The organism is Actinomadura sp. 6K520 (assembly GCF_004349245.1).
Lineage (GTDB): Bacteria > Actinomycetota > Actinomycetes > Streptosporangiales > Streptosporangiaceae > Spirillospora.
Genome location: NZ_SMLC01000021.1, coordinates 21926 through 47231 on the forward strand (window position 1 = coordinate 21926; position 25306 = coordinate 47231).

Here is a 25306-nt window from a genome sequence, read left to right on the forward strand (position 1 = left end):
GTAGTCCCGTCACGGCGCGTCGGCGTGGATCCGGCCCGTGGTGTCGGAGAGCGGGCGCCCGGAGCCGCCCCAGCGGAGCTGGACGAGCTCGGCCGCGATCGACACCGCCGTCTCCTCCGGCGTGCGGGCGCCGAGGTCGAGGCCGATCGGGGAGCGCAGCCGGCCCAGCTCGGCCTCGGTCATGCCCGCCTCGCGGAGCCGCGCGAGACGGTCCTCGTGGGTGCGGCGCGAACCCATGGCGCCGACATAGCCCGCGCCGGTGCGGAGCGCGACCTCCAGCAGCGGGACGTCGAACTTGGGGTCGTGGGTCAGGACGCAGATCGCCGTCCGCTCGTCGACGGCGCCGCGTGCCTCCTCCAGGAACTTGTGCGGCCACTTCACCACGACCTCGTCGGCCTCGGGGAACCGCTTGGGCGTCGCGAACACCGGCCGCGCGTCGCACACCGTCACGTGGTAGCCGAGGAACTTTCCGATGCGGGCGACGGCGGCGGCGAAGTCGATCGCGCCGAACACCAGCAGCAGCGGCGGCGGGGCGAACGAGTGCACGAAGACCGTCAGGTCGTCCAGGCGCCGCTCCCCCTCCGCGCCGTAGTGGCGCTGGCCGGTGAGCCCCTGGGCGAGCATGCCGCGGGCGTCGTCGTCCACCGCCGCGTCGAGGCGCCCGGCGTGCGGGGCGCCCGGTGCGAGCGACCCGGAGGCGCGGTCGGCCCAGATGACGCGGCGCGCGCCGAGGCGCCCCGGACCGGCGACGACGGTGGCGACGGCCACGGGCTCGTGCCGCTCGATCGCGGCAGCGACCTCCGCGAACTCCGGAAATGTCGCGGGGCCGACCGGCTCCACCAGGACGTCCAGGATCCCGCCGCAGGTCAGGCCGACGGAGAACGCGTCGTCGTCGCTGACCCCGTACCGCTGGACGACGGGCTCGCCGCTCGCCATCACCGACTGCGCAAGGTCGTAGACGGCGCCCTCCACGCAGCCGCCGGACACGCTGCCCGCGACCTCCCCGCCGGGCGACACCGCCATCGCCGCGCCCGGCGGGCGCGGCGCGCTGCGGAAGGTGTTCACGACGGTCGCGAGCCCGAACGTCTCCCCGGACGCGTACCAGCCGGCGATGTCGCCGAGGACGTCACGCATGTGCCCTCCCCTTCCCGAGGTTCCCTGAGCCACGTCCGGCACCGGCCACCAGGCGGGCCAGCTCTTCCAGCGCCGCGAGGCTGTGCCCGGACGTGAAGTCGTCGACGTGCGGCAGCGCCGCGGCCATCCCCGCGGTCAGCGGCTCGTACCCGGGACGCGCCTTGTGCGGGTTCGCCCACACCACCCGGTGCGCGAGCCGGTGCAGCCGCGCCATCTGCTCGCCGAGCAGCGCCGCGTCGCCGCGCTCCCAGCCGTCCGAGGCGATCACGACGATCGCGCCGCGGGCGAGGCCGCGCTGCCCGAACCGGTCGAGGAACTCCTTCAGCTCCGCGCCGAGCCGGGTGCCGCCGCTCCAGTCGGGGATGGCCGCGGACGCCGCCGCCATCGCGGCGTCCGGGTCGCGGTGCCGCAGCTCGCGGGTGAGGCGGGTCAGCCGCGTCCCGGCGCTGAACACCTCCACGTCGCGCCCGGAGCGGGCGGCGGCGTGCGCGAACCGCAGCAGCGCGTCGGCGTACGGGCTCATCGATCCGCTGACGTCCACGATCAGCACGACGCGGCGGGGGCGGGTGCGGTGCGTGCGGTGCCGCAGCAGCGCGGTCTCGCCGCCGCGCCGCAGGGTCTCCCGGATGGTCCGCGCCGGGTCGAGCCGCCCGGTGGAGGCGGCCGTGAACCGCCGGGACCGGCGCCGTTCGGCGCCCGCGTGCAGCATCGCGATCAGCCGGGCGACCTCGGCGCGCTCGGCGGCGCTGAGCCGCGCCACGTCCCGGTCGCGCAGCACCTCGACGGCGCTGGCGGTGGCGGCCTTCAGGTTCCCGGACTCCTCCGCGCCGTCCCCGGCGCCCGGGTCGGGCACCGTCACCCGGCGGACGACCACGGGCGGTGGCGGGCGGCGCCCCGGGCGGGCGGTCGCGCCGGAGAAGTACGCGGCGAAGCACCGGTCGTAGCGGGCGAGGTCGTCGGGGTCGGCGCAGAGCGTCAGGCGGCCCGCCCAGTACACGTCGGCCGGGTCGAGGACGTCGAGGTGGTCGAGGGCGGCGAGCATCGCCTGCACCCGCTCGGGATCGGCGCTCCCGCCCGCCGCGCGCACCGTCCTGGCGAAGCCGACCATCGTCTCGGTGACGTCCCGCTCCACGCGCTCACCCCCCGTTGAGCAGGGCCTCTAGGCCGCCGCTGAGGACGCGCTGCTGGTCCTCGCGGTACTTGAGGACGGCGCCGAGCGTCACCGCCGCGGTCCCCGGGTCCAGGTCGCGGACGCCGAGGGCGACGAGGGCCTCGGTCCAGTCGATGGTCTCGGCGACCCCGGGCGGCTTCAGCAGGTCGGTCTCCCGCATCCGCTGCGCGGCGCGGGCGACCTGCCCGGCGAGCCGCTCCGCCGCGCCGGGCAGCCGCCGCCGGATGATCGCCACCTCGCGGTCGAACGACGGGTGCTCCAGCCAGTGGTACAGGCAGCGCCGCTTCAGCGCGTCGTGGACCTCGCGGGTGCGGTTGGAGGTGACCACGACGACCGGCGGGCGCTCGGCCCGGATCGTGCCCAGCTCGGGAACGGTGATCGTGAAGTCGCTGAGGACTTCGAGGAGGAACGCCTCGAACTCGTCGTCGGCGCGGTCGAGCTCGTCCACCAGCAGGACGCTCGGCGAGGTCTCCAGGGCCTGGAGCAGCGGCCGGGCCAGCAGGAACCGCCGGTCGTACAGCTCGCCCTCCAGCCGCGCGACGTCGCTGACGCCCGCCGCCTCGGCCGCGCGCAGGTGCAGGAGCTGGCGCGGGAAGTCCCAGTCGTACAGGGCCTGGGACGCGTCGAGGCCCTCGTAGCACTGCAGCCGGATCAGTGGTGCGCCGAGGCCCCGCGCAAGCGTTTTGGCCAGCTCGGTCTTACCGACCCCGGCCTCGCCCTCCAGGAACAGCGGGCGGCCCATGCGCAGTGCGAGGAAGCACGCCGTCGCGAGCCCCTCGTCGCACAGGTAGGCGTGCCTGTCGAGCAGGCCCGCGAGATCCGCGGGCGATCCGACCTGGTCCAGTGTCATCGCTGCCGTCTCCCCCACGGCTTTCAGGCTACTCAGCCCGAGGCGCAACTCACATGGTCCGGCCCCTTGCGTTTTCGCCGCCCGCGCATGCTTCCCACGAAGGGTCACGCGCGATGGGAGGTTGACTGGATGATCCGACTGAACTGGTAGGGAATATGCGCTCCGTGACCCCCAGCGGGCCGGCGGTCCGCAGAGCACCTACCGGCGCTTGGTGACCGCGGTGAGGTCGATCTCAATGGGAAACGGCCCCGTCACCTTGAGCAGGTCATGGTGGATGCCCGTCATGACATATGCGGCGCAGGCGGGGTCGAACTCGTACACGTAGACGATCGTGCTCCCCTCGTTCTCCTCGACGCGCCAGTAGTGCCGGATGCCGGCTTCCCGGTATCTGCGCGGCTTGATCTCCCGGTCCCGGATCTGCGAATCAGGGGAGACCGCCTCGACCACGAGTACGACGTCTTCCGGGAGGTAGTAGGTCGACGGCTCCTCCCGCTCGTAAGCCTCCGTTGAGACGATCAGCACGTCCGGCTCGGGCGCGTGACGCTCGGAGAGCCTGACCGTCATCTCGCGGTCCGCGCACAGCTGCTCCGGTGCCTGGCGGTTGAGTTCGGTCCGCAGCAGGTCGATCACTCGGACGTGCCACTTGCGTTGCGGACTCACGAAGACCAGGCTCCCGTCGATCAGCTCCGTGTGCCGGGGCAGACCGTCCATGCGCAGGAAGACGTCGGCCGTGTAGCCGTCCGGCGGGGGGAGCACCCAGTCTGGCAGCGGATCAAGTTCCATGGAGCCACTTTCCGCGATCGCCTCAACACTCTGAGCGGTCATGAGCACTACCTTCGCACAAGAACGCGCTCTGGTCCGGGCAACAGCCTAAGCCAGGCATGTTCAGGTGGGGTCGGGGGCTTCGCCTCGGGTGTGGAGGAGGGTTCTCAGTTCGGCGAGCTGGTGGGCGGCGAGGGCCTTCTCGGTGCCGTTGATGCCCATCGCGCTGACGGAGGTGCCGTCGGCCAGGTCGAGGGTGGGCCAGGGCTCGCCATCGGACATGGTGACGTCCAGGACCTCGGGCCATTCGAAGCCGCGGGTGCGGAACGCGTTGACGACCGTGAGGCCCGCCTCGTCGGCGACGACGCGGCAGCGGGCGAGCATGTGCAGGACCCACGCGACGAAGGCGCCGAACACCACGATGAGGATGCGGTCGAACAGCTTGAACTGGGGCGCCACCACCACGGCGAGCACGATCAGGGCCAGCATGATCACGCCCGCCGCGGTGTAGGCGACGATCCGGGTGACGTGCGGACGCCACACGGTCGGCAGCGCCGGGGTCTCAGTCAACGATCTTCGCGATGGGGATCTCGAGGATGTCGTGCGCACCGGCCGCCTTCAGCGCCGGGATCAGCCGGTTGACGCCGCGCTTGGCGACCACGGACTCCACGGCGTGCGAGTCGCCGCCCGCCAGGGACGTGACCGTGGGCGAGGACATCGACGGCATGATCTCCAGGACGCTCTGCAGGTCGGCCTGGGCGACGTTCAGCTTCAGCAGGACCTTGCCGCGCGCGCGGATCGCGCCCTGCAGCAGCAGGGAGATGTCCTCCATCGCGGCGCGCTTCTCGGGGTCCTCGTAGGCGGTGCGGTTGGCGACCAGTTCGGTGTAGCTGGTCAGCAGCGTGTCGAGGATGCGCAGGCCGTTCTTGCGCAGGGACGAGCCCGTCTCGGTGAGGTCGACGATCGCGTCCACGATGTCGGGGACCTTCGCCTCCGTCGCGCCGTAGGACGGGACGACCGTGGCCTTGACGCCGTGCTTGTCGAGGAACCGCCTGGTCAGTTCCGGGAACTCGGTGGAGATCCGGACGCCCTCCGGCAGGTCGGACACCTTCTGCCACGGCGCGCCGTCCGGCACCGCCATGATCACGCGGACCGGGTTGGACGTCGCCTTGGAGTACTGCAACTCGCCCAGGCTCGCGACGTCGGCGTCGGTCTCGGTGATCCAGTCGCGGCCGGTGATGCCGAGGTCGAACAGCCCCTGCTCGATGTAGGTGGGGATCTCCTGCGGGCGCAGGACCCGCACCCGGTCGATGCGCGGGTCGTCGATGGAGGCGCGGTAGTCGCGGTCCGACGAGCGCTGGACGGTGAGGTCGGCGGCGTCGAACAGCTGGATGGTCGCCTTCTCCAGCGACCCCTTGGGCAGGACTAGTGACAGCACGGAATTGCCTTTCGATGAGATGGAAGTGCGAGGGCCCGGAGGCTCAGAAGCTCGAATGCGCGGTCGTCCCGGACCTACATATGCTTCTGGTCGCTCCCGGCGTGACCGTGATGCCGCAGACCTCGCAGGGTCAGTGCCGTGTCGAGTGCGGCCACCGTCGCCTCCCATCCCTTGTCCTCGGAGCTGCCGGGCAGCCCGCTGCGTTCCAGTGCCTGCTCAATGGTGTCACATGTGAGAACACCGTTGCCCACCGGAGTCGCCTCGTCCAGCGCGACCCGGGTCACACCCGCGGTGACCGAGTCGCAGACGTAGTCGAAGTGCGCGGTGGCGCCGCGGACGACCGCGCCGAGGCAGACGACGGCGTCCAGGTCGCGGGCGAGCTGCTGCGCGATCACCGGCAGCTCCAGGGCGCCCGCGACGCGGGTGACGACGGGCTGGTCGACGCCGCAGGACTTGGCGGCCGCGAGCGCGCGGTCGAGGAGCTGGTCGGTGATGCGCGCGTGCCACCGGGTGCAGACGATGCCGAGCGTGACGCCGGCGGCGTCGACCGTGCTCGCCTCGGGGCGTCCCGCGCCGCTCATGTGAGTCCCTCGATCTGGTGTCCGAGACGGTCCCGCTTGACCGTCAGGTAGCGCCGGTTGTGGTCGGTGACGATGACGGGCATGGACACGCGGCCCCGCACGTCCAGGCCGAAGCCGTCCAGGCCCTTGAGCTTGGCCGGGTTGTTGGTGAGCACCCTTACCGATCGTACGCCGAGGTCACGCAGCATGTGGGCGGCGTTGGAGTACTCGCGCGCGTCGGCGGGGAGCCCGAGTTCGAGGTTGGCGTCGACGGTGTCGGACCCGTTGTCCTGGAGCGCGTACGCCTGCAGCTTGGCGAGGAGGCCGATGCCGCGTCCCTCGTGCCCGCGCAGGTAGAGGACGACGCCGCGTCCCTCTTCCGCGATGCGTTCCATGGCGGCGTCGAGCTGGGTTCCGCAGTCGCAGCGTTCGGAGTGCAGGACGTCGCCGGTGAGGCACTCCGAGTGGGCGCGGATCAACACGTCCTCGCCGTCGCCGATGTCCCCGAGCACCAACGCCACGTGTTCGCCGCCGTCGATCGCGCTGGAGAACCCGACCGCGCGCCACTCCCCGTACCGGTTGGGCAGGCGCGTCTCCACCACGCGGGTGACCATCGCTTCGTTGCGCCTGCGGTACTCGGCGAGTTGTTCGATCGAGATGAGCTTGAGCCCGTGCTCCTTGGCGAAGATCTGGAGTTCCGGCAGGCGCGCCATGGTGCCGTCCTCGTTGACCACCTCGGCGAGGACGCCCGCGGGGGTGAGCCCGGCCATCCTGGCGAGGTCGACGGCCGCCTCGGTGTGCCCGCGCCGGCGCAGCACGCCGCCCTCGCGGTAGCGCAGCGGGAAGATGTGGCCGGGGCGGACCAGGTCGCGCGGCTCCGACGCCGAGTCGCACAGCGTCCGGATCGTCCGGGCCCGGTCGGCGGCGGAGATCCCGGTGCTGATGCCGAGCCGCGCGTCCACGCTGACCGTGTACGCGGTGCGCATGCGCTCGGTGTTCTGCGCCGTCATGAGGGGGATCTGCAGGCGGTCGAGGTCGGCGCCCTCCATCGGGACGCAGATGACGCCGCTGGTGTAGCGGATCGTGAACGTCAGCAGCTCGGGCGTCGCCTTCGCCGCGGCGAAGATGATGTCGCCCTCGTTCTCGCGGTCCTCGTCGTCGACGACCACGACGGGACGTCCCGCCGCGATGTCCGCGAGCGCCGATTCGATGGAGTCGAAGATCCCTGTCTCGCTGATCCCGGTCTCGCTGATCCCTGTCTCGCTGGCACTGCCGTTGCCGCTCATGCGGTCACCGCCTTCCGCCCGGGGGCGTGCGGGGCCCGGACGTCCCGGAGCCGCTTGTCGAACCTGAACGTCTCGAACCTGATCGTCACGGTCGTGGTATGCAGCCGGGGCCGGTTCATGAGCGGTCTCCCAGCATGCGCTCGACGTACTTGGCCACGACGTCCACTTCGAGATTGACCGGGTCGCCGGGCTTCTTGTGGCCCAGCGTCGTCAGCGCGAGCGTCGTGGGGATGAGGGCGATGCTGAAGCGGTCTGCGCCGGCCTCCACGACGGTGAGGCTGATGCCGTCCACGGTGATCGAGCCCTTGTCCACGGTGTAGCGCGCGAGGTCGTGCGGGAGGGACACCGTGACCACGTCCCACCGCTCCCCCGGCTCGCGGGAGATGATGGTGCCGACGCCGTCCACGTGGCCCTGGACCAGGTGGCCGCCGAGCCGGTCGGAGAGCCGCAGCGGACGTTCGAGGTTGACCTTGGAGCCCGGTTCCAGCGCGCCGAGGCTGGACTTGCCGAGGGTCTCCTTGATGACGTCGGCGGTGAAGACGTCGTCCTTGACGTCCACGACGGTGAGGCAGACGCCGTTGACGGCGATCGACGCGCCGTGCACGGCGTCCTGCGTGACGAGCGGCCCGCGGACCGTGAGCGCTACCGAATCCCCCTGGGGCTCGACCCCCACGATCTCGCCGAGTTCCTCGACGATGCCGGTGAACATCCTCCCGGGCCTCCTAGGTCAGGGCTCCGGGGACGTCCATACATCGGCGCACGCCCCCAGGTCAGGGACGTGCCGCGCGCTGCCTCCCATCCGGACTTTGACCGTCGGTCCCGGAGTTCCACCGGGTCAACCGGCCGATGGCTTCGGCCGGGTCGCGGACTGTAACCGCCGGTTCGGAATTTCACCGACCCCGGAGCACGCGTTCATGCTTTGCCATCCAGTGTGCCACGCCGTCCATACCCGCCCGATGTGACCATCGCCACGAAATCGGCCCGTTCCAACGGCGTATCCCAGGTGATTCAACGTTCAACGATCAAGAGGGGCGGGTAGATCACGGGACACAAGTGACGCATGACGACAATCCCGCAGGAGGAGTCATGGACGTCGTCGCCCTCATCGCCCGCATCGTGTTCACAGCGATCTTCATCGGGGCCGGCATCGGCCATCTCACCGCCACCGGCGCCATGGCCGGTTACGCGGCGGCCAAGAAGCTTCCGCAGCCGAAGCTCGCCGTCCAGGTCTCGGGCGGCTACATCCTCGTGGCCTCGGCCATGCTGATCCTCGGCATCTGGCCCGACCTCGCCGCACTGGCCCTCGTCCCGTTCCTGCTGATCACGGCGTTCGTGTTCCACGACTTCTGGAAGCAGGAGTCCCCGGAGACGCGCCAGCAGGAGCAGCTCCAGTTCCTCAAGGACCTCTCCCTGGCCGGTGGTGCGCTGGCCCTCTTCGTCCTCTACGCCTCGGAGTCCCACCCCGGCCTGAACCTCGTGGGCCCCCTCTTCGGCTGACCCACGACACCGCCCGACGGCGAGTCTTGCCGGAGATGGGGCCAGGGGTGAAACTCGGTGACGAAGCCCCTCCGCCACCGACTCGGGGAACAGGCCCATGGCCAAGCTGACCTTGTCGCCGAAAATCCTGGACGTGCTCGATTTCGGCACCCCCTCCGCCGAGCGCGACATCTCGCGGGGGCTGGAGAAGTGCTTCGTGGAGTCCCCCGCCTACCAGCGGGTGCGCACGGGTGCGAAGACGATCCTGATGGGCAACCGCGGGGCCGGGAAGAGCGCGATCTTCAAGGTGCTGGCCAAACGGGAGCGCGCCGCCGGGAGCCACGTGATCGAGCTGTCGCCGGAGGACTACTCGTACGAGCTGCTCAACTCGACGATGGCCGCGGAGGACGCGGGCTCGTGGGCGAAGCAGGGCGCCTACGCCGCCGCCTGGAAGTACCTCATCTACGTCCTGGTCATGAAGGCGCTGGCCAGGAAGGGGATGCGGCTGACCAAGGGCGGCGGCAGGGAGATCCACAAGTACGTCAGGGACAGCCACGGCGCCCAGCAGCTCGGCACGCTGTCGCTGCTGATGTCGTACCTGAAGCGGCTGGAGGCCGTGAAGATCGGGCCGATCGAGGCGGGGCTGCGCACCCGGGAGCTCGACCGGCTCTACAAGCTGGAGGAGATCCAGAACCTGCTCCCGGCGCTGCGGAGGGTCCTGGAGAATCAGCGAGTCGTGGTCCTCGTGGACGAGCTGGACCGCGGCTGGGACTCCTCCGAGGACGCCAAGGCGTTCGTCTCCGGACTGTTTCAGGCGTGCGTCTCCGTCAACGGGCTGCACCGGAACCTGCGCGTGTACATGTCGCTCAGGCAGGAGCTCTACGACGACATCCCCGCCCTCTACGAGGACGCGCAGAAGCACCGGGACCTGGTGGAGAAGATCTACTGGTCGGAGGAGTCGCTGCTCGAACTCATCGCCAAGCGGATACGGTACTCGGCCCACGAGAAGGGGTTCGACGTCGAGGCGCTCGAACGGGCCGGAGACCGGGCCTGCTGGTCCGCGGTCTTCGCCCCGCCGCCGGTGGACAGGACGCGGGACGGCTCGTTCCGATACATGGTGGACCGGACGCTGTACCGGCCGAGAGAGCTCATCCAGTTCTGCTCGGAGGCCCTGGATCTGGCCAGGGGGCGGACGTCGCGCCTGCCCGTGCCGTACTCGGCGATCGAGCGGTCCGAGTACGGCTACTCCGCCGAGCGCACGAAGGACATCGCCGCCGAGTACCGCTCCCAGTACCCGGGCCTGCTGAGCGTCTTCGAGGTCTTCCGCAGCCATCCGCACACGTTCGGCCGCGAGGAACTCGAGATGCTCTGCCTCGAACTGGCCTTCGGGGACATCCCCACGCGCGGCACCGAGTCATGGCTGCCCCTGCGCGAACCCAACGACCTCATCGAGATCCTGTGGCGTGCGGGGCTGCTCACCGCGCAGGCCACCAGCAACGGCCGCTTCCTGGGAAGCCATCAGGTGCAGCACCTCAACCTGGCGGCCGTCCGGCGTTTCCGGGTGCACGAGATGTTCCACGCCTCCCTCGGAATCGTCCCTGCCCCGGGGTGAAGGTCAGCGGAGCCGCAGGTCAGGGGGTGGCCAGGCGGAGGCCGTCCGGGGCGGCCGACACCCGTGTCAGGTTCTCGACGACATGGTCGGCCGCCGTCAGCACCTCCGGCAGGTGGCTGGTGAGGACCGCCAGGACGGTGGCGCCCGCGGCGCGGCCGGCGGCCACGCCCGCGGGGGCGTCCTCGATGACCACGCAGCGTGCGGGGGGCACGCCCAGGTGTCCGGCCGCCCGCAGGTAGCCGGACGGGTCGGGTTTGCCGTCCGGGACGTCCTCGGCGGTCACCACCACGGGAGGGAGCGGTACGCCGGCCGCTGCTGCGCGGAGTTCCAGCTGCGCCCTGCCCATCGAGGTGACGAAGGCGCAGGGCAGGCCGTTCATGCCGGTCAGGAGGTCCACGGCGCCGGGCAGGGCGGTGATGCCGTCCGTGCCGGTGCCCTCCAGGGCGTCAAGGCGTGCGGTGGCCTCCCCGACCTGCCCGGGTGGGAGGAAGTCGGCCACGCGGTCGGCGGTCCGGCGACCGTGGGCATCGGACAGGAACTCGTCCGGGTCGATGCCGTATTCGGCGGCCCATTCGCGGGCCGCGCGTTCGACGAGCGGCGTCGAGTCGACGAGGGTGCCGTCCACGTCGAACAGGACGGCGTCGCAGGGCAGGATCACCAGTCCGCCTTGGCCGTGGCCTCCTCGGCCTGGCCGCGGAGCCTGCGGACGGCCTCGGCGGGGTCGTCGGCTCCGTAGACGGCGTTGCCCGCGACGAACACGTCGGCGCCCGCTTCGGCGCAGCGTTCGATGGTCTCCGTGCTGACACCCCCGTCGACCTGGAGCCAGACGGGAAGGTCGCGGCCCTTGATGAGCTCGCGGGCGCGGCGGACCTTCGGCAGGACGACGTCCAGGAACTTCTGGCCGCCGAAGCCGGGCTCGACGGTCATCAGGAGCAGCATGTCGATCTCGCCGAGGATGTCCTCGAAGCCGTCGACGGGGGTGGCCGGGTTGACGCCCAGGCCCGCGCGCGCGCCCGCGGCGCGGATGGCGCGCAGGGTGCGGATCGGGGCCTTCGCCGCTTCGGCGTGGATGGTGACGCTCTTCGCGCCCGCCTCGGCGTACTCAGGGGCCCAGCGGTCCGGGTCCTCGATCATGAGGTGGCAGTCGAGGGGCAGCGCGCTGTGCCCGAGCAGCGCCTGGACGACCGGCAGCCCCAACGTGAGGTTGGGGACGAAGTGGTTGTCCATGACATCGACGTGGACCCAGTCGGCGGAGTCGGCGATGCGCGCGATCTCGTCGGCCAGGCGGGCGAAGTCCGCGGACAGGATGCTGGGTGCGATCTGAGGAGCCATGATGGACCGAGTCTATTGGCGCAGTTCCGACTGCTCCTCACCCGGCCGGGTGAGAGCGGGGGTGGGGCGGGCGGCCAGGCGGAGGCGGACGAAGGCTTCCGGTGCACCCGCCGTCACCCACAGGCCCAGCGCCGCCTGGAGGGCGAACGCCGGGAACAGCCCGGAGGCGTCGAGCAGGAGGGCGGGCAGGTAGATGACCGCGGCGCCGGCCATCGCCACGGCGACGCGCGCCAAGAGCTGCCACGGTCGCCCACGAGGGTCGAACCAGCCGCGGGCCGCCAGGATGGACAGCCCCGCTAGAACTCCGCAGAGGCCACCCGCGGCCCGGGCCGAGTCGATGAGCGTGATGGGTTCGGTCTCGCCTCCGGCCTCCCTGATCTCCTGCGCCCACCCGTGCGGCCATCGCCAGCCTTCGAGCGGCTGTATCGCCGCCCACGCCGCCCCCAGGAGCAGCAGGGACAGTCCCAGAGCGAGCGCCAATTGCAGGCCCAGGGGACGTCGTGTCCACCACGAGACCACGAAGGGTTCCGCGAATAGGGCGACCACCAGCAGGGTCAGGCCTATGCCCCAGCCGCCCAGGACCTGCCCCACCGAGTGGACCCCCAGTTGGACGCGGGAGATCCCGATCAGCGCGACGAGCACCGCGGCGGCCACCCACAGGACCCGGCGCCGGGTCAGGGTGGCGGCGAAGCCCCAGCCGACCACGGCGTTCTGCGCATGGCCCGATGGCATGCCGAACGACGAATACGCCTGCTCGCCCTCGACGCTGGGGTTCGTCCAGTAGGGGCGGGGATCGTGGAAGACGAACTTGAGGACGGCGTTGAGATACCCGCCGACCAGCAGGAGCACGGCGGCCCGTGCCACCACCCGCGGAGCCGCGCACCAGAACAGCACGAGGAGCACGGGTACGTAGAAGCCCGCGCTGCCCAGGAACGACACGGCGTGCCAGAAGCCGGTCAGCACGGAAACCTCCAGGAGGTCAGGTGCGGCGCAGCAGAGCCAGGAACATCGCGTCTGTACCGTGGCGGTGCGGCCAGAACTGGGCGTAAGGGCCGTTCCCCAGTTCGGTCAAGTCATGCGCCAGTGACGCCAGGACGGACGGCGCGTCGAGCCGTTCCACGTCTTCACGCTTGCGCAGGACGTCGTCCACTACCACCCGGGTCTCGGCGATGTGGGGCGAGCAGGTGACGTAGGCGACCACGCCACCGGGCCGGACGGCGTCCAGGGCCGAGGCGAGCAGCCCGCGCTGGAGCGGACCGAGTTCGGCGACCGACTGCGGGCCGCGCCGCCAGCGGGCCTCGGGGCGGCGCCGGAGCGCGCCCAGACCGGTGCAGGGCGCGTCCAGCATGACCCGGTCGAAGGAACCGGGGCGCCACGCGGGCACGGTGCCGTCGGCGGCGACCACCCCCGCGCGGTCATCGACCGCGCGGCGGACGAGGGCGGCGCGGTGCGGCTGGATGTCGGCCGCCAGGAGCCGCGCGTCGCGCTGGGTCGCGAGGCCGGAGAGCAGGCCCGCCTTTCCTCCAGGGCCCGCACAGAGGTCCGCCCAACGCGCGTCCGGGCCGTCCAAGGGAGCTTCGGTCAGGGCCAGGGCGACCATCTGGCTCGCCTCGTCCTGGACGGCGGCGCGCCCGTCACGGACGGCGGCGACGTCCGCCGGATCCCCTTCGGACATGATGGCGGCGTAAGGCGAGTACGGCGCGGGCTTGGCTCCCGCCTCGTGCAGCTCCTGCACGGTGGCCCGGCCTGGGCGAGCGACGAGGGTGACGCGCGGACGGTCGTTGTCGGCGGCGAGCAGATCCTCGATCTCGGCGGCGCCGACGGCGTCCCGCAGAGCGGACACGATCCATTTGGGGTGGCTGTGCGCGACCGACAGGCGGGTCGTCGTGTCGGCGTCGGCGGGTGCCACGATCTCCAGCCACGCGTCGAGGTCGCGGGTGGCGACCTTGCGGAGCACCGCGTTGGCGAACTTGGCCTGCCCCGGGCCGGAGACCGACCGCGCCAGCTCGACCGTGGTCGCCACCGCGGCGTGCGAGGGGATGCGGGTCGCGAGGACCTGGTGCGCGCCGAGGCGCAGGACGTCCAGGAGCGGAGCGTCGATGCGGCGCAGTTCGCGGTCGCTGCACAGCGCGAGCACCGCGTCGTAGGTGCCGCGGCCCCGCAGCGTGCCGTAGGTCAGCTCGGTGGCGAGGGCGGCGTCGCGTCCGGTGAGCCCGCGGTCGCGGAGCCGGGAGGGCAGCAGCAGGTTGGCGTAGGCGTCGCGTGTCTCGACGGCGCGGATGACGTCGAAGGCGGTGCGGCGGACGAGGTCCTGCGGACGTCCCGTCTTGCGGGGACCGCCGGGCCTGCGGTTCTGGGTGTGTCGGCGGTTGCGTGCGGGCGGCATCAGTGCAGCGTGTCCTTGCCGGTGAGGTCGGCCCCGCGTACCCAGTCGGCGGCGCCCATGCGGCGCTTCCCCTGCGGCTGGACCTCGCCCAGGGCGACGGGGTGTGTGGCCGTCCCCACCAGGACTTCGTTCTTCCCCGGACGCAGTTCGCCGGGTGAGAGCTTCTCCGCGTCGGGCCTGAGGCGGACCGGCCCCAGCTTGACCCGCATGTCACGGAACGTCGTCCATGCACCCGGGGCGGGGGTGCAGGCGCGGATGAGGCGATCGATGTGCAGGGCGGGGCCGTTCCACTCGACGCGGGCGTCCTCGGGCGTCAGCTTGGCCGCGTGGGAGACGCCCTCGGTGGGCTGCGGCCGGGGCTCCAGGACGCCTTGCTCGATGCCGTTCATCGTGTCCAGCAGGAGGGCGGCGCCGGCGTCCGCCAACCGGCCCAGCAGGTCACCGGTGGTGTCATCGGGGCGGATCGGTTCGGTGAGGACGCCGTAGACGGGCCCCGTGTCCAGGTCCTCCTCGATCTGGAACGTGGCCGCGCCGGTCATGTCGTCGCCGTGCAGGATGGCGCGCTGGACGGGAGCGGCGCCGCGCCACGCGGGCAGCAGCGAGAAGTGCAGGTTCACCCAGCCGTGGCGCGGGACGTCCAGGGCCGCGCGGGGCAGCAGCGCCCCGTACGCGACGACCGGGCAGCAGTCGGGCGCGATCTCGCGGAGCCGGTCGAGGAACTCTGGATCGCGGGCCCTGGCGGGCTTGAGCACCTCGACGCCGGCCTCGGCGGCGAACGCACCCACCGGGCTGGCGCTCAGACGGCGCCCACGGCCCGAACGCCCGTCCGGACGGGTCACGACCGCGGCGACCTCGTGCGAGGACTCCAGAAGCGCTCTCAGCGACGGCAGCGCGGTCTCGGGGGTGCCCGCGAAGACGAGCCGCACCTAGATCGCCTTCCCGAAGGTCCGGTGCGGCGACTCCTTGACGACGGGGACCGGGTCGCCGAACCACTCGGCCGTCCTGATCGCCTTCATCGCGGCCTTGCGCTGCTCGGGGTCCATCCGGTCGATGAAGATGATGCCGTCGAGATGGTCGGTCTCGTGCTGGACGCAGCGGGCCAGCATGTGCGTGCCCTCAAGCGTGATGGGCTCCCCGTACATGTTGAACCCCTTCGCCACGGCGCGGACGGCCCGCGGCGTGGGGAACGCGAGGCCGGGCAGGGAGAGACAGCCCTCGTCGTCGGTCTCCTGCTCGTCCGACAGGTCCAGGGTCGGGTTGACCACGTGGCCCAGCCGGTCGTCGACGTAGTAGGTGAACACCCGCAGGCCGACGCCGAGCTGCGGCGCGGCGAGGCCCGCGCCGGGAGCGTCGATCATCGTGTCGGTGAGATCCTTGACGAGCTGCCGCAGCTCCTTGTCGAAGTCCTTCACCGGCTCCGCGGGCGTGCGCAGCACGGGATCGCCGAAAAGGCGGATGGGCTTGACGGCCAACGAAGGCTCCGTTTCCTACGAGATTCCCCGGGGGTTCCTGCGGTTCGTGCACGGCGGGATGCTCCGTCCGGCTCCGTCCAGTCTACGGAGGCCGACCGTGAACAGTTACCCGCTGAGCATTCACACGCCGCGGCCCGCTCCTTGATTGGCCGAACGCGCCTTGTAGGCGGCGGTGCGGGCCGCCTTGGCGGTCGCCTTGTCGGGGTGATGCGCGCCCAGGGCCTCCAGGACGTCGGCCACACCGGGATGGTCGGTGCGCCACAGCTCGTCGACCATCTTCTCCATCTCCGCTCCCGGCGGCAGGTCAAGGAGTGCCGCCTCGACCGCCTCCTCGGGTTCGGCGGTCTCCAGCATCCCTGCGACGGTGTCGACGAACACCCACAGGTACTCCTCGCGGGCCAGCTCCCGTCCCGATGGGTCGCCCGTGGCGTTCAGCCAAAGCGCGGCGTAGGGCGAGACAAGCGGATGCTCCTGCGCGGCGCGGACCACGGCTGCGGCCTCCGGGCCGACGCGGTGCAGGACGGCCGCCGCCAGGTTGCGCGCGCCCGGACCGCCGGTGCGCATGACGTCCAGGAGGTCGGCGGCGGCGTCCTTGGGGTCCTGGCCGGCCAGCCAGCCGCCGATCTCCTCGTCCGCGGCCTCGGGCCGGTACCAGGTGAGACCGGCGATGAGCTCGGAGGCCCTGGCGCCGGCCAGCTCACCGACGACCGGCGCGGTGAACCCGTCCGCGATCAGCAGTTCCCGAACGGCCCACACGCCCAGCGGTGTCAGCTCGCGCCCCTCACCGGACTTTCGGACGACGCCCCATTCCTCAAGGGCCGCCAGCTCAAGGGCGAACGCGTCCGACACGAGCGCCGGCATGCCGTCGGCGTCGGAGAGGTCGTACGCCTCCTCGACGTGGTCGAGCAACGCCCCGAGAAGGGTCTCGGGCTCCGTCGGCTCTTCCTGCTCGTACAGGTGGATGAGGACGCCGGTCATCTCGTTCTGGACGAGTTCCACCGCGTCCAGGCCGTCCGCGTAGTCGTGGCCGGGCACCGCAAGCGCGTCGAACATCGGCAGCCAGGCGCCGAGCAGGGTCGCGTCGTCGGTGGAACGGAGGCCGTCCAGGGCGGGGCCGGGGCCGGCCCTACCGTCAGCGGCCGTTATCACCTCGGCCTCTACGGCGGCCCACCAGAACCGCTCCAGCTCCCCCGAGTCCTCCATTTGGCCGTGGCTCCGCGGTGTCTCCAGGCCGAGCGCGGCACCGGCGGCCTCCGCGTCGGCCTCGGTGAGCGTGTCGTGCTCGGTGAGGTCACGCTCGCCCGTCCAGTCGGCCAGGGCGAGGGTGAGCCGGGTCAGGCTGGATCGGCGCGCGGCGTCGGCCAGCTCCGCCTCCGGGGCCAGCCGCACCGGCGGGACGACCATCTCTTCGACCTGACGCAGGTAGCCCTCGGTGCGGGCGTAGCGCTCGTGCTCGGGAAGCGCCTCGAAGTCGCTGATCCACGCCTCGACCGCCTCCTGGTCGTCCAAGGAGACGCCGTCGGCCTGCATCAGCCCGCCGATGACCTCCGCGGCGGCCTGCCGTTCCACGCTGTCCACCGAGGCGACGAGTTCCTCGAACTCGGGGCCGATCCGGTCGATCTCGGCCTCCAGGCCCGCGGCGGCGTCCGCGGTTACGGCCTTGGTGTCGCGCAGGTAAGCGGCGATCCGGCGGAGCACGTCCAGGATCGTGGGCACGTCCTCGCGCCCGGCGACCACGGACTCGGGGAACACCTTCAGCAGGAGTTCGCGCAGATGCTCCGGAGTCAGTGCGTCCGGGCCGGTCAGGCCCATCTCCTTCTGCGCGAGATCGAGCAGGATCCGAGCTCCCGGCTCGTCCAGCGCCTTGCCGTGTTCGTCCGCCCACCGCCGCAGGTCGCCCACGGTGGTCTCCACCCAGTTGTCGGCCACCCGAGAACCCTATTGGTCAGATCAACTCCAGGGGGTCGATCTGGACTCGTACGGTCTCCGTGGCCTTGCGCGCGCTGCGCACGCCCTGGGCCTCCTTCAGCGCGCGCGCCAAAGCGTGCCCTGCAACCCGGGGTACGCGGATCAGTGCGCGTTCCTTCTCCCGGGCACGTTCCTTCTCGGCATGGGCACCCGCCTGCGGGCCTGGAGCCTGCGGGACGGGAACGGGGCCGAGCACCTCCGCACCGTCGGGCAGGCGGGCATCGGCCAGAAGGTCCCGGATGGCCGCGGGCGTCCCGGTCAGGGAGGCCATCCGCGCCGCGGGCGGGAAACCGACCTCCCTGCGCTCGGCCAGCTCACGTTCCGCGTAGGTGACCGGGTCCCACCGGACGAGGGCCTGGACGGCGGGCAGCGTCCCTTCCGCGGCCACCACGACCGGGCCCTGCGGGCGCACGAGCGCCGCCGCGTTCATCCAGCGCCGCAGCGCCTCCTCCCCGGCGCGCAGATCCGGCCGCCCGAGCAGCACCCAGCCGTCCAGCAGCAGCGCGGCCCGGTAGCCGTCCTCCGCGGGCGGTTCCGCACCGGGTGTGGACACCACCAGAGCGCGTTCGGCGCCGACCCTTTCGAGGATCGCGTCGCGGCCGGAGGTGCGCACCGGCACGCCGGGGAACGCCCTGCCCAGCTCCTCCGCCGTGCGTTTGGCGCCCACCACCACGGCGCGCACCTGGAAGAAGCCGCATTCGGGGCAGTGCCAGTCGCCCGCGATGCGCCCGCACCACCGGCAGTGCGGGGCGGCATGGGACGACGGCAGTGACAACGGCCCCTGGCAGGCCGCGCACTGGGCCGGGGTACGGCAGCGCCCGCACGCGATGCCCGGCACGTATCCGCGCCGTGGGACCTGCACCAGGACGGGCCCGTCCTGCAGCGCCTGCCGCGCCGCTTCGAACGCGACGTTCGGCAGGCGCGCGGTACGGGCGGCGGCGTCCCGGGCGAGCTGGGCGTCCTCGCCGACATAGCGGACGCGGGGCATGGCCGTCCGTACGCGCTGCCGGTCCGCCGCGAGCGCGTGCGCCCAGCCGGTCTCGACGAGCTGGGTGGCGTCGGTGGTCCTCGTGTAACCGCCGATCAGCGCCGCGGCGCCCGTCCTGTGGGCGCGCAGGGCCAGGACCTCGCGCGGGTGCGGGTAAGGGGCGTGCGGCTCGGCGTGGACGTCGTCCCCGTCGTCCCACAGCACGACCAGGCCGAGATCGGCGACGGGGGCGAACATCGCGGCGCGCGTGCCCACCACCGCCCGCGCGGATCCGCGCAGAACGGCCAGCCACCTCCGGTAGCGCTCCGCGGGGCCGAGTTCCGCCGTCAGCGCGACGTGCAGGCCCTCCCCCAGCTCCACCTCCAGCGCGGCGTCCATCCGCGCCACATCGCGGCCGTCGGCCACGACGACCAGGGCGCCGCGTCCGCTCCGCAGGGCCACGGCCACAGCACGCGCTATGGCTGCCGTCCAGTCGGGCCCAGGCAGGGCCGTCCACACCGCCCGGGGCGCCCTGCCGTCGGCAAGAGCGCTCAGGAACGAGGCCCCCGCCGGGTAGTCACGCCATACGCCGATGTCCGCGTCTTCGCTGTCACCGGGTTCGTCGCTGTCACCGGAAGGTTCGGTCTCGTCGCCAGGCGCGGCCGCAGGTTCCGCCTCTGCACGGGCATGCCGCGGGGGGACGGCGAGCCGGAGCACGTCCGCGAACGTCCCCGCGTACCGGTCGGCCACCTCCCGCACCAGCGCCGCGACCTCCGGGGTGAGGACGGGCTCGGACGACGTGACCCGCTCCAGGTAGAGGAGCTTCCCGTCGTGACCGCTCTCGGCGACCCTCTCCAGCAGGAAACCGTCGACGAGCTGCCCCGCGAAACGCACCCGCACGCGGCAGCCGGGCACGGCCTTGGCGTCCAGCTCGGCCGGAACCAGGTAGTCGAAGGGCCGGTCCAGGTGCGGCAGGGACATGTCGACCGCGATCCGCGCGACGGGCAGCTCCTCGGCGGGCCGCCGCGCCCCCTTCTTCGCGGTCTTCCCCGGCTTGCCGCCCTTGGCGCCGCCGACCGGCTTGGAGGACTTGGGAGATTTGGAAGGCTGAGAAGGCTTGCCCGGCCCGTCCGCGGGGCGCTCCGGCAGATCGCCCAGCCCCGGGATGAGGTCCGTCCCCCCACCGTCCTTCGCCACGTCCCCGTCCTACCAGATCAGCCCGACAGCCGACCGCGCACGCTAGGGTTGATCCGTTCGAACGGGGACGAACGGGGTGCGCATCCGCCGCTCCATTGCCCGATGCCCCCGCGCCCTAGCCGCCCGACAAGCCCGTGCAGGCGATGACAACCAGGCGATGACAACACCGCATACCCAAGAGCGGGCGGACGCTCCTGCCCTGCAGAGTCCGCCACGCCGCCCCCGGTCCCCCGCGCCCTGGAGAAGGTGGGCGAACCCGCGTCACCCCGTAGTGGCGGCCACGTTCGCCTCGGCCGTCCTCCACCTGGTGTGGGCGCTGTACCTGGCGACGGAAGGCGGTGACCTCGCGGCGCAGGCCGCGTGGACCGACTTCGTCTGGAAGCACCCTGACGCCGCGTACAGCTTCGCCTGGTACGGCGGGATGCACCCGGTCTCCTACAGCGTCCTGTCCCCGCACCTCATGGCGCTGTTCGGCATCCGTACGGTCGCCGTGGTGACCGGCACGGTCTCGGCGGCACTCACCGCGCACCTCCTGAGGCGGTTCAAGGCGCCCGTGGCGCTCCCCGCCTCCCTCTGGGCCGCGTTCGCGCTGGCGTGCAACGCCGCGTCCGGCCGGACCACGTTCGGGCTGGGCCTCATGTTCGCGCTCCTGGCGACGATCGTGGCGTTCACCGGCCGCGGAACCCCCGCCCTGCGCGCGGTGGGGATGGCCGTCCTCAGCCTCCTCGCGTCGCTGGCGAGCCCGGTCGCGGGCCTTTTCCTGCTCGTGCTGGCCGCCGCGCTGTTCCTGACCGGACGCCGTCGCGCCGGGGTCTGCCTCGCCGTCGGCCTGCCGCTCGTCGTGGGCACGACGAGCCTGCTGTTCCCCTTCGACGGCATCCAGCCGATCTCGTTCACCGCCATCGTCCTGCCCGCCGTCACCGGCGTGATCGCCGTGCTGACGTGTGCGCCGAAGAGCTGGACCCTCGTCCGCGTCGGCGCCGCCGTGTACCTGGCCGGGATCGTGCTGACGTGGCTGATCCCGTCCCCGGTCGGCAGCAATGTCGAGCGGCTCTCGCTGATGTTCGGCGGGATGTTCCTGCTGTCGGCCGTCGCGCGCGCGCACGGCCGCCTGCGGATCGCCGTGCTGTCCCTGGCGTTCATCGTCACCGCGTCCTGGCAGGTCGTGAAGCCCGTCGACGACCTCATCCACACCGAACCCGCCGACGAGGCCGCCGCGCACGCCAGCGGCCTCGTCACCGAGCTGACGAACCTCGGCGCCGACAAGGGGCGCATCGAGGTCGTCCCGCTGCGCTCCCACTGGGAGGCGGCCGGAATGAGCCGCCACTTCACCCTGGCGCGCGGCTGGAACCGCCAGGTCGACGCCGAACGCCACGGGCTGTTCTACGAGGAGGGCGCGCTGACGTCCGACTCCTACCGCGACTGGCTGCACAAGTGGGCGGTGCAGTACGTCGTCCTGCCCGAGCAGGAGAACGACTGGGCGGCGCAGGAGGAGGCCGCGCTCGTCGCGGAGGGCCAGCCGTACCTGACGGAGATCTGGCACGACGAGCACTGGCGCCTGTACCGCGTCCTGCGCGCGACGCCCCTGGTCGACCGCCCGGCGTCCGTCCGCAAGCTCGACGCGGGCGAACTCGTCGTGGACATGCCGTCCAGCGGTTCCGTTCTGGTGCGCGCCTACTGGTCGCCCTGGCTGAGGGTGACGGGCGGGGACGCTTGCCTGGCGCGCGCGGGCGAGTTCGTCCGGCTGCAGGTGGACGAGCCCGGCCGCTACACCATCGGCGCCCGCTACGGCCTGCATGGCGGCGACCACTGCGCACCCTGACCGACCCCAGCCGGCAGCCACGCCACACTCAACGCCACACAAGACTCAACGCCGCACACACGACGAAGAGCCCCGCGAAACCGCGGGGCTCTTCTCGCTTGCGGGACCGTCGGCCGGGCCGTCCCGCTACAGGCCGGCGGCGGAGGCCAGGGCCTTGGCGCGGTCCGTCGACTCCCAGGAGAAGTCGGGCTCGCTGCGGCCGAAGTGGCCGTACGCGGCGGTCTGCTGGTAGATCGGGCGGAGCAGGTCCAGGTCGCGGACGATCGCGGCCGGGCGCAGGTCGAAGACCTCGAAGATCGCCTTCTCGATCTTCTCGGGGGCGACCCTCTCGGTGCCGAAGGTCTCCACGAACACCCCGACCGGGTGGGCCTTGCCGATCGCGTAGGCGACCTGCACCTCGGCGCGGTCGGCGAGCTGCGCGGCGACGATGTTCTTGGCGACCCAGCGCATCGCGTACGCGGCGGACCGGTCGACCTTGGACGGGTCCTTCCCGGAGAACGCGCCGCCGCCGTGCCGCGCCATGCCGCCGTAGGTGTCCACGATGATCTTGCGGCCGGTGAGCCCGGCGTCGCCCATCGGGCCGCCGATCTCGAAGCGGCCGGTCGGGTTGACCAGGAGCCGGTAGCCCTCGGTGTCGAGGTCGAACCCGGCGAGCACTGGGTCGACGACGTGCTCCTTGATGTCGGGGGCCAGCAGTTCCTTCAGGTCGATGTCGGGGGCGTGCTGGCTGGACACGACGACGGTGTCGAGGCGGACGCCGCGGTCGCCGTCGTACTCGATGGTGACCTGGGTCTTGCCGTCGGGACGCAGGTAGGGGACGTCCCCGCTCTTGCGGACGGCCGATAGCCGGTGCGCGAGCCGGTGCGCGAGCGTGATCGGCAGCGGCATCAGGTCGGGCGACTCGTTGGTGGCGTAGCCGAACATCAGCCCCTGGTCGCCGGCGCCCTGCCGGTCCAGTTCGTCGACGCCCTCGCCCTCGCGGGCCTCGTAGGCGGCGTCGACGCCCTGGGCGATGTCGGGCGACTGGGCGCCGATGGACACCGACACACCGCAGGAGTGGCCGTCGAAGCCCTTCTTCGACGAGTCGTAGCCGATCTCCAGGATCTTCTCGCGGATCACGCCCGGGATGTCCACGTAGGTCTCGGTGGTGACCTCACCGGCCACATGGACCTGACCGGTCGTGATCATCGTTTCGACGGCGACCCGGCTCTTCGGGTCGTCCTTGAGCATCGAGTCGAGGATCGCGTCGCTGATCTGGTCCGCGATCTTGTCCGGGTGTCCTTCGGTGACGGACTCGGAGGTGAACAGGCGGCGAGGCACGTACGTGAACTCCTTGCAGCGGCTGCTGACTGTCGTCGCAGGGACGGATGTCTTGTCGAGTTCGGCAGGGGACCCCGCCCCCGCCGGGTTTCCCACGGTCGTTTCGGAGTCTAGCGGGAACGTGGAACGGCACCACGATCACCGGGCGACGCCGGGCCTCCGCCGCCTCGGCCGGGAACGGCCGCCGGGCCGGGCGCCGCGGCCGGCATCAGTCGGCCGGCGGGGGGACGAGGCGGGCGGCGACCTGGTCCCAGACGACCTCGGCGAGCGCCTCCTTGGCGCCGCGCGGCACCTCGGTCTGCGAGCCGTCCGCGCCGAGGATCACCGCGGCGTTGTCCGGGCGCCCGAAGGTGAGGCCCTCCCCGACCTGGTTGACGACGAGCAGGTCGCAGCGCTTGCGGGCGAGCTTGGCGCGGCCGTTCTCCAGGACGTCGTCGGTCTCGGCCGCGAAGCCGACGATCACCTGCCCGGGGCGGCGCCTCTCGCCGAGCTCGGCGAGGATGTCGGGGTTCTTGGCCAGCCGGATCGGCTCCGGCTCGCTCCCCTCGGACTTCTTGATCTTGGAGCCCTGGTAGCCGGCCGGCCGGAAGTCGGCGACGGCCGCGGCCATGACGACCGCGTCGGCGGCGCCGGCGGCCTTCAGGACGGCCTCGCGCATGTCCGCGGCCGACACGACGGGCACGATGCCGGCCCCGGCCGGGTCGGGCAGGGCGACGTTGGCGGAGACGAGCGTGACCCGGGCGCCGCGGGCCACGGCCGTGCGGGCGAGCGCGTAGCCCTGCAGCCCGGACGAGCGGTTCCCGAGGAAGCGGACGGGGTCGAGGGCTTCGCGGGTGCCGCCGGCCGAGACGACCACGTGCCGCCCGGCGAGGTCGCGGCCGTCCGCGCCGCGGGCCAGGACGTGCCGGGCGACCTCGAACAGCTCGGCCGGCTCGGGCAGCCGCCCGGGGCCGGTGTCCTTGCCGGTGAGGCGCCCGGAGGCCGGGTCGACGACGACGGCGCCGCGGTCCCGCAGCGTCGCCACGTTCGCCTGCGTCGCGGGATGCTCCCACATCTCGGTGTGCATCGCGGGGGCGAAGACGACGGGGCAGCGGGCGGTGAGCAGGGTGTTGGTGAGCAGGTCGTCCGCCAGGCCGCCGGCGGCCCGGGCGAGCAGGTCGGCGGTGGCGGGGGCGACGAAGACCAGGTCGGCGTGCTGCCCGAGCCTGACGTGCGGGACGTCGGCGACGCCGTCCCACACCGCCGTCGAGACCGGGTTCCCCGACAGGGCCGCCCACGTGGGCTCGCCGACGAAGCGGAGCGCGTCCTCGGTCGGGACGACGGTGACGTCGTGGCCCGACTCGGTGAGCCGCCGGAGCAGTTCGCACACCTTGTACGCGGCGATGCCGGCGCTCACTCCGAGCACGACGCGCGGCTTGGGGGAGGTCATGCCGCCCACTGTGCCATCAGGCAGCGGGCGGTCTCCCGCCGGGGTCGCCCCCGGGCGGGGCGCTCTCAGCCCTCGATGGGCTCGGCGTTCAGGAGGCCCTCGCGCGTCTCGCGGAGCGCGATCGACAGCGGCTTCTCCTGGACCTGCGTCTCGACGAGCGGGCCGACGTACTCCAGCAGGCCCTCGCCCAGCTGGGCGTAGTAGGCGTTGATCTGCCGGGCGCGCTTGGCCGCGATGCTCACGAGGCCGTACTTGGTGTCGACGACTTCGAGGAGCTCGTCGATCGACGGGTTGGTGATGCCCTCATTGCTGGCTGCCACTCGGTGGCCTTCCCTAGGTCTCGCTTCGGCGTTCGTTCATCGTCCGCCGGACACGGCGGACGCCACACTAGTGGACAGCCATCAAGGCTAGCAGCTCATCGCACACGTCCCGGACGGACGTGTTGACGAGCGTGACGTCGAACTCCTTCTCGGCGGCGAGTTCCACGCGGGCCGTCGCGAGGCGGCGCTCGACGACCTCGGGGGGCTCGGTGCCGCGGCCGGTCAGCCGGCGGACGAGTTCCTCCCAGCTGGGCGGCGCGAGGAACACCAGCAGCGCCTCGGGCATGGTGCGGCGCACCTGCCGGGCGCCCTGGAGGTCGATCTCCAGGAGGACCGGTTCGCCGCGGTCCAGGCGCTCCTCGACGGGCCGCCGCGGGGTCCCGTAGCGGTTGCCCGCGAACTCGGCCCACTCGAGGAGCTCCCCCTCGTCGACGAGCCGGTCGAAACCGGCGTCGTCGACGAAGAAGTACTGCACACCGTGGGTCTCACCCGGCCGGGGCGGCCGGGTGGTCACCGAGACCGACAGCCACACCCGGGGGTGCGCTCGCCGGATCTCGGCGACGACCGTGCTCTTGCCGACGCCCGACGGCCCGGACAGGACCGTCAGGCGCCGTGAGAGCGGGCCATGCGTTTCGGAGCCGTCCGGCACTGCGTCGAACATTCTCAGCCGGCCCGTCCGGGGACGTGCGCCCCGCGAGGGGCGGCCGGCGATGGGAGGCGTTCGGCGCGTGCGCCGGAGCCGGGCGGGATGGTGCCGGTCTCGGGTCGCCCCGAGCCGGCCGCTGCGGCCTGGCCGCAGCGCCC

Annotated in this window: 25 protein-coding genes and 1 riboswitch; of the genes, 3 read left to right on the forward strand and 22 right to left on the reverse strand. The window is 72.1% G+C overall.

Annotated features, from left to right (window positions below; all coding sequences use genetic code 11):
* Window positions 1–9: 9 nt before the first annotated feature.
* The 10 genes from E1289_RS08330 to E1289_RS08370 all read right to left on the reverse strand — a co-directional run bounded on the left by E1289_RS08330 (window position 10) and on the right by E1289_RS08370 (window position 7910).
* Window positions 10–1134: an XdhC family protein gene (locus E1289_RS08330; protein WP_131977023.1), complete on the reverse strand. Its 1125-nt coding sequence runs from the start codon at window positions 1132–1134 to the stop codon at window positions 10–12.
* Window positions 1127–2266, reverse strand: coding sequence for a VWA domain-containing protein (locus E1289_RS08335; RefSeq protein WP_243712700.1), 1140 nt, complete (start codon window positions 2264–2266; stop codon window positions 1127–1129). The genes E1289_RS08330 and E1289_RS08335 overlap by 8 nt, the downstream gene beginning before the upstream one ends.
* 4 nt (window positions 2267–2270) lie before the next feature.
* A complete protein-coding gene (locus E1289_RS08340; protein WP_131977099.1) occupies window positions 2271–3155 on the reverse strand; it encodes a MoxR family ATPase in 885 nt (294 codons plus the stop codon).
* A gap of 198 nt (window positions 3156–3353) precedes the next feature.
* Window positions 3354–3938, reverse strand: coding sequence for a Uma2 family endonuclease (locus E1289_RS08345; protein WP_131977025.1), 585 nt, complete (start codon window positions 3936–3938; stop codon window positions 3354–3356).
* 102 nt (window positions 3939–4040) lie between these two features.
* Window positions 4041–4487, reverse strand: a complete 447-nt coding sequence (locus E1289_RS08350) for a PH domain-containing protein (protein ID WP_243712701.1) — start codon at window positions 4485–4487, stop codon at window positions 4041–4043.
* Entirely contained in the window at window positions 4480–5355 is an 876-nt protein-coding gene (gene hisG / locus E1289_RS08355; protein WP_131977027.1) for an ATP phosphoribosyltransferase, read from the reverse strand. Before hisG ends, E1289_RS08350 begins: the two co-directional genes overlap by 8 nt.
* A 74-nt stretch (window positions 5356–5429) precedes the next feature.
* Entirely contained in the window at window positions 5430–5936 is a 507-nt protein-coding gene (gene ribH, locus E1289_RS08360; RefSeq protein WP_131977029.1) for a 6,7-dimethyl-8-ribityllumazine synthase, read from the reverse strand.
* Window positions 5933–7201 (reverse strand): bifunctional 3,4-dihydroxy-2-butanone-4-phosphate synthase/GTP cyclohydrolase II, encoded by a 1269-nt coding sequence (locus tag E1289_RS08365; RefSeq protein ID WP_131977031.1) that lies wholly within the window; start codon window positions 7199–7201, stop codon window positions 5933–5935. The genes ribH and E1289_RS08365 overlap by 4 nt, the downstream gene beginning before the upstream one ends.
* Window positions 7198–7320 carry a hypothetical protein gene (locus E1289_RS40065; protein ID WP_279487044.1) on the reverse strand — a complete coding sequence of 41 codons (123 nt, stop codon included), beginning with the start codon at window positions 7318–7320 and terminating at the stop codon, window positions 7198–7200. The genes E1289_RS08365 and E1289_RS40065 overlap by 4 nt, the downstream gene beginning before the upstream one ends.
* Entirely contained in the window at window positions 7317–7910 is a 594-nt protein-coding gene (locus E1289_RS08370; RefSeq protein WP_131977033.1) for a riboflavin synthase, read from the reverse strand. The genes E1289_RS40065 and E1289_RS08370 overlap by 4 nt, the downstream gene beginning before the upstream one ends.
* Window positions 7911–7982: 72 nt before the next feature.
* Window positions 7983–8113, reverse strand: a riboswitch (FMN riboswitch).
* Window positions 8114–8287: 174 nt separating this feature from the next.
* On the opposite strand from E1289_RS08370, the gene E1289_RS08375 reads away from it, so the two are divergent.
* Window positions 8288–8698, forward strand: coding sequence for a DoxX family protein (locus E1289_RS08375; RefSeq protein WP_131977035.1), 411 nt, complete (start codon window positions 8288–8290; stop codon window positions 8696–8698).
* Between the two features lie 97 nt (window positions 8699–8795).
* Entirely contained in the window at window positions 8796–10289 is a 1494-nt protein-coding gene (locus E1289_RS08380; RefSeq protein ID WP_131977037.1) for a hypothetical protein, read from the forward strand.
* A 19-nt stretch (window positions 10290–10308) separates the two neighbouring features.
* Here E1289_RS08380 and E1289_RS08385 read toward each other — a convergent pair whose 3' ends face one another.
* From E1289_RS08385 to E1289_RS08420, 8 genes are all read right to left on the reverse strand, one after another.
* Entirely contained in the window at window positions 10309–10947 is a 639-nt protein-coding gene (locus E1289_RS08385; protein ID WP_131977039.1) for an HAD-IA family hydrolase, read from the reverse strand.
* On the reverse strand, window positions 10944–11621 hold the full coding sequence (gene rpe / locus E1289_RS08390) for a ribulose-phosphate 3-epimerase (RefSeq protein WP_131977041.1): 678 nt from the start codon (window positions 11619–11621) through the stop codon (window positions 10944–10946). The genes E1289_RS08385 and rpe overlap by 4 nt, the downstream gene beginning before the upstream one ends.
* A 12-nt stretch (window positions 11622–11633) precedes the next feature.
* Window positions 11634–12584, reverse strand: coding sequence for a phosphatase PAP2 family protein (locus E1289_RS08395; RefSeq protein ID WP_165970393.1), 951 nt, complete (start codon window positions 12582–12584; stop codon window positions 11634–11636).
* Between the two features lie 16 nt (window positions 12585–12600).
* Window positions 12601–14007 (reverse strand): transcription antitermination factor NusB, encoded by a 1407-nt coding sequence (locus E1289_RS08400; protein WP_131977045.1) that lies wholly within the window; start codon window positions 14005–14007, stop codon window positions 12601–12603.
* Entirely contained in the window at window positions 14007–14933 is a 927-nt protein-coding gene (gene fmt, locus E1289_RS08405; RefSeq protein WP_131977047.1) for a methionyl-tRNA formyltransferase, read from the reverse strand. The genes E1289_RS08400 and fmt overlap by 1 nt, the downstream gene beginning before the upstream one ends.
* Window positions 14934–15479, reverse strand: a complete 546-nt coding sequence (gene def, locus E1289_RS08410; RefSeq protein ID WP_131977049.1) for a peptide deformylase — start codon at window positions 15477–15479, stop codon at window positions 14934–14936.
* A gap of 120 nt (window positions 15480–15599) precedes the next feature.
* Complete coding sequence (locus E1289_RS08415; RefSeq protein ID WP_131977051.1) at window positions 15600–17408, reverse strand: hypothetical protein; 1809 nt, start codon at window positions 17406–17408, stop codon at window positions 15600–15602.
* A gap of 16 nt (window positions 17409–17424) precedes the next feature.
* The gene (locus E1289_RS08420; protein WP_131977053.1) at window positions 17425–19611 is read right to left on the reverse strand and encodes a primosomal protein N'; all 2187 of its coding nucleotides are present in this window, start codon (window positions 19609–19611) and stop codon (window positions 17425–17427) included.
* A gap of 271 nt (window positions 19612–19882) precedes the next feature.
* Between E1289_RS08420 and E1289_RS08425 the strand changes: the two genes are divergently transcribed.
* The gene (locus E1289_RS08425; RefSeq protein ID WP_131977055.1) at window positions 19883–21433 is read left to right on the forward strand and encodes an MFS transporter; all 1551 of its coding nucleotides are present in this window, start codon (window positions 19883–19885) and stop codon (window positions 21431–21433) included.
* A gap of 126 nt (window positions 21434–21559) precedes the next feature.
* Here the strand turns inward: E1289_RS08425 and metK are convergent, their stop codons facing one another.
* The 4 genes from metK to gmk form a co-directional block, all read right to left on the reverse strand.
* Window positions 21560–22753, reverse strand: coding sequence for a methionine adenosyltransferase (metK, locus tag E1289_RS08430; protein WP_131977057.1), 1194 nt, complete (start codon window positions 22751–22753; stop codon window positions 21560–21562).
* A gap of 208 nt (window positions 22754–22961) precedes the next feature.
* Window positions 22962–24182 (reverse strand): bifunctional phosphopantothenoylcysteine decarboxylase/phosphopantothenate--cysteine ligase CoaBC, encoded by a 1221-nt coding sequence (gene coaBC / locus E1289_RS08435; protein WP_131977059.1) that lies wholly within the window; start codon window positions 24180–24182, stop codon window positions 22962–22964.
* Between the two features lie 65 nt (window positions 24183–24247).
* On the reverse strand, window positions 24248–24502 hold the full coding sequence (rpoZ, locus tag E1289_RS08440) for a DNA-directed RNA polymerase subunit omega (protein ID WP_021597645.1): 255 nt from the start codon (window positions 24500–24502) through the stop codon (window positions 24248–24250).
* 67 nt (window positions 24503–24569) lie between these two features.
* The gene (gmk, locus tag E1289_RS08445; RefSeq protein ID WP_131977061.1) at window positions 24570–25163 is read right to left on the reverse strand and encodes a guanylate kinase; all 594 of its coding nucleotides are present in this window, start codon (window positions 25161–25163) and stop codon (window positions 24570–24572) included.
* Window positions 25164–25306 lie beyond the last annotated feature (143 nt).

Bases quoted from the DNA above. Each gene is read 5' to 3' on its own strand.
- E1289_RS08330 (WP_131977023.1), bottom strand. From the start codon at position 1,134: ATGCGTGACGTCCTCGGCGACATCGCCGGCTGGTACGCGTCCGGGGAG.
- E1289_RS08340 (WP_131977099.1), bottom strand. From the start codon at position 3,155: ATGACACTGGACCAGGTCGGATCGCCCGCGGATCTCGCGGGCCTGCTC.
- E1289_RS08345 (WP_131977025.1), bottom strand. From the start codon at position 3,938: ATGGAACTTGATCCGCTGCCAGACTGGGTGCTCCCCCCGCCGGACGGC.
- ribH (WP_131977029.1), bottom strand. From the start codon at position 5,936: ATGAGCGGCGCGGGACGCCCCGAGGCGAGCACGGTCGACGCCGCCGGC.
- E1289_RS08365 (WP_131977031.1), bottom strand. From the start codon at position 7,201: ATGAGCGGCAACGGCAGTGCCAGCGAGACAGGGATCAGCGAGACCGGG.
- E1289_RS40065 (WP_279487044.1), bottom strand. From the start codon at position 7,320: ATGAACCGGCCCCGGCTGCATACCACGACCGTGACGATCAGGTTCGAG.
- E1289_RS08370 (WP_131977033.1), bottom strand. From the start codon at position 7,910: ATGTTCACCGGCATCGTCGAGGAACTCGGCGAGATCGTGGGGGTCGAG.
- E1289_RS08375 (WP_131977035.1), top strand. From the start codon at position 8,288: ATGGACGTCGTCGCCCTCATCGCCCGCATCGTGTTCACAGCGATCTTC.
- E1289_RS08380 (WP_131977037.1), top strand. From the start codon at position 8,796: ATGGCCAAGCTGACCTTGTCGCCGAAAATCCTGGACGTGCTCGATTTC.
- rpe (WP_131977041.1), bottom strand. From the start codon at position 11,621: ATGGCTCCTCAGATCGCACCCAGCATCCTGTCCGCGGACTTCGCCCGC.
- E1289_RS08400 (WP_131977045.1), bottom strand. From the start codon at position 14,007: ATGCCGCCCGCACGCAACCGCCGACACACCCAGAACCGCAGGCCCGGC.
- coaBC (WP_131977059.1), bottom strand. From the start codon at position 24,182: ATGACCTCCCCCAAGCCGCGCGTCGTGCTCGGAGTGAGCGCCGGCATC.
- gmk (WP_131977061.1), bottom strand. From the start codon at position 25,163: ATGTTCGACGCAGTGCCGGACGGCTCCGAAACGCATGGCCCGCTCTCA.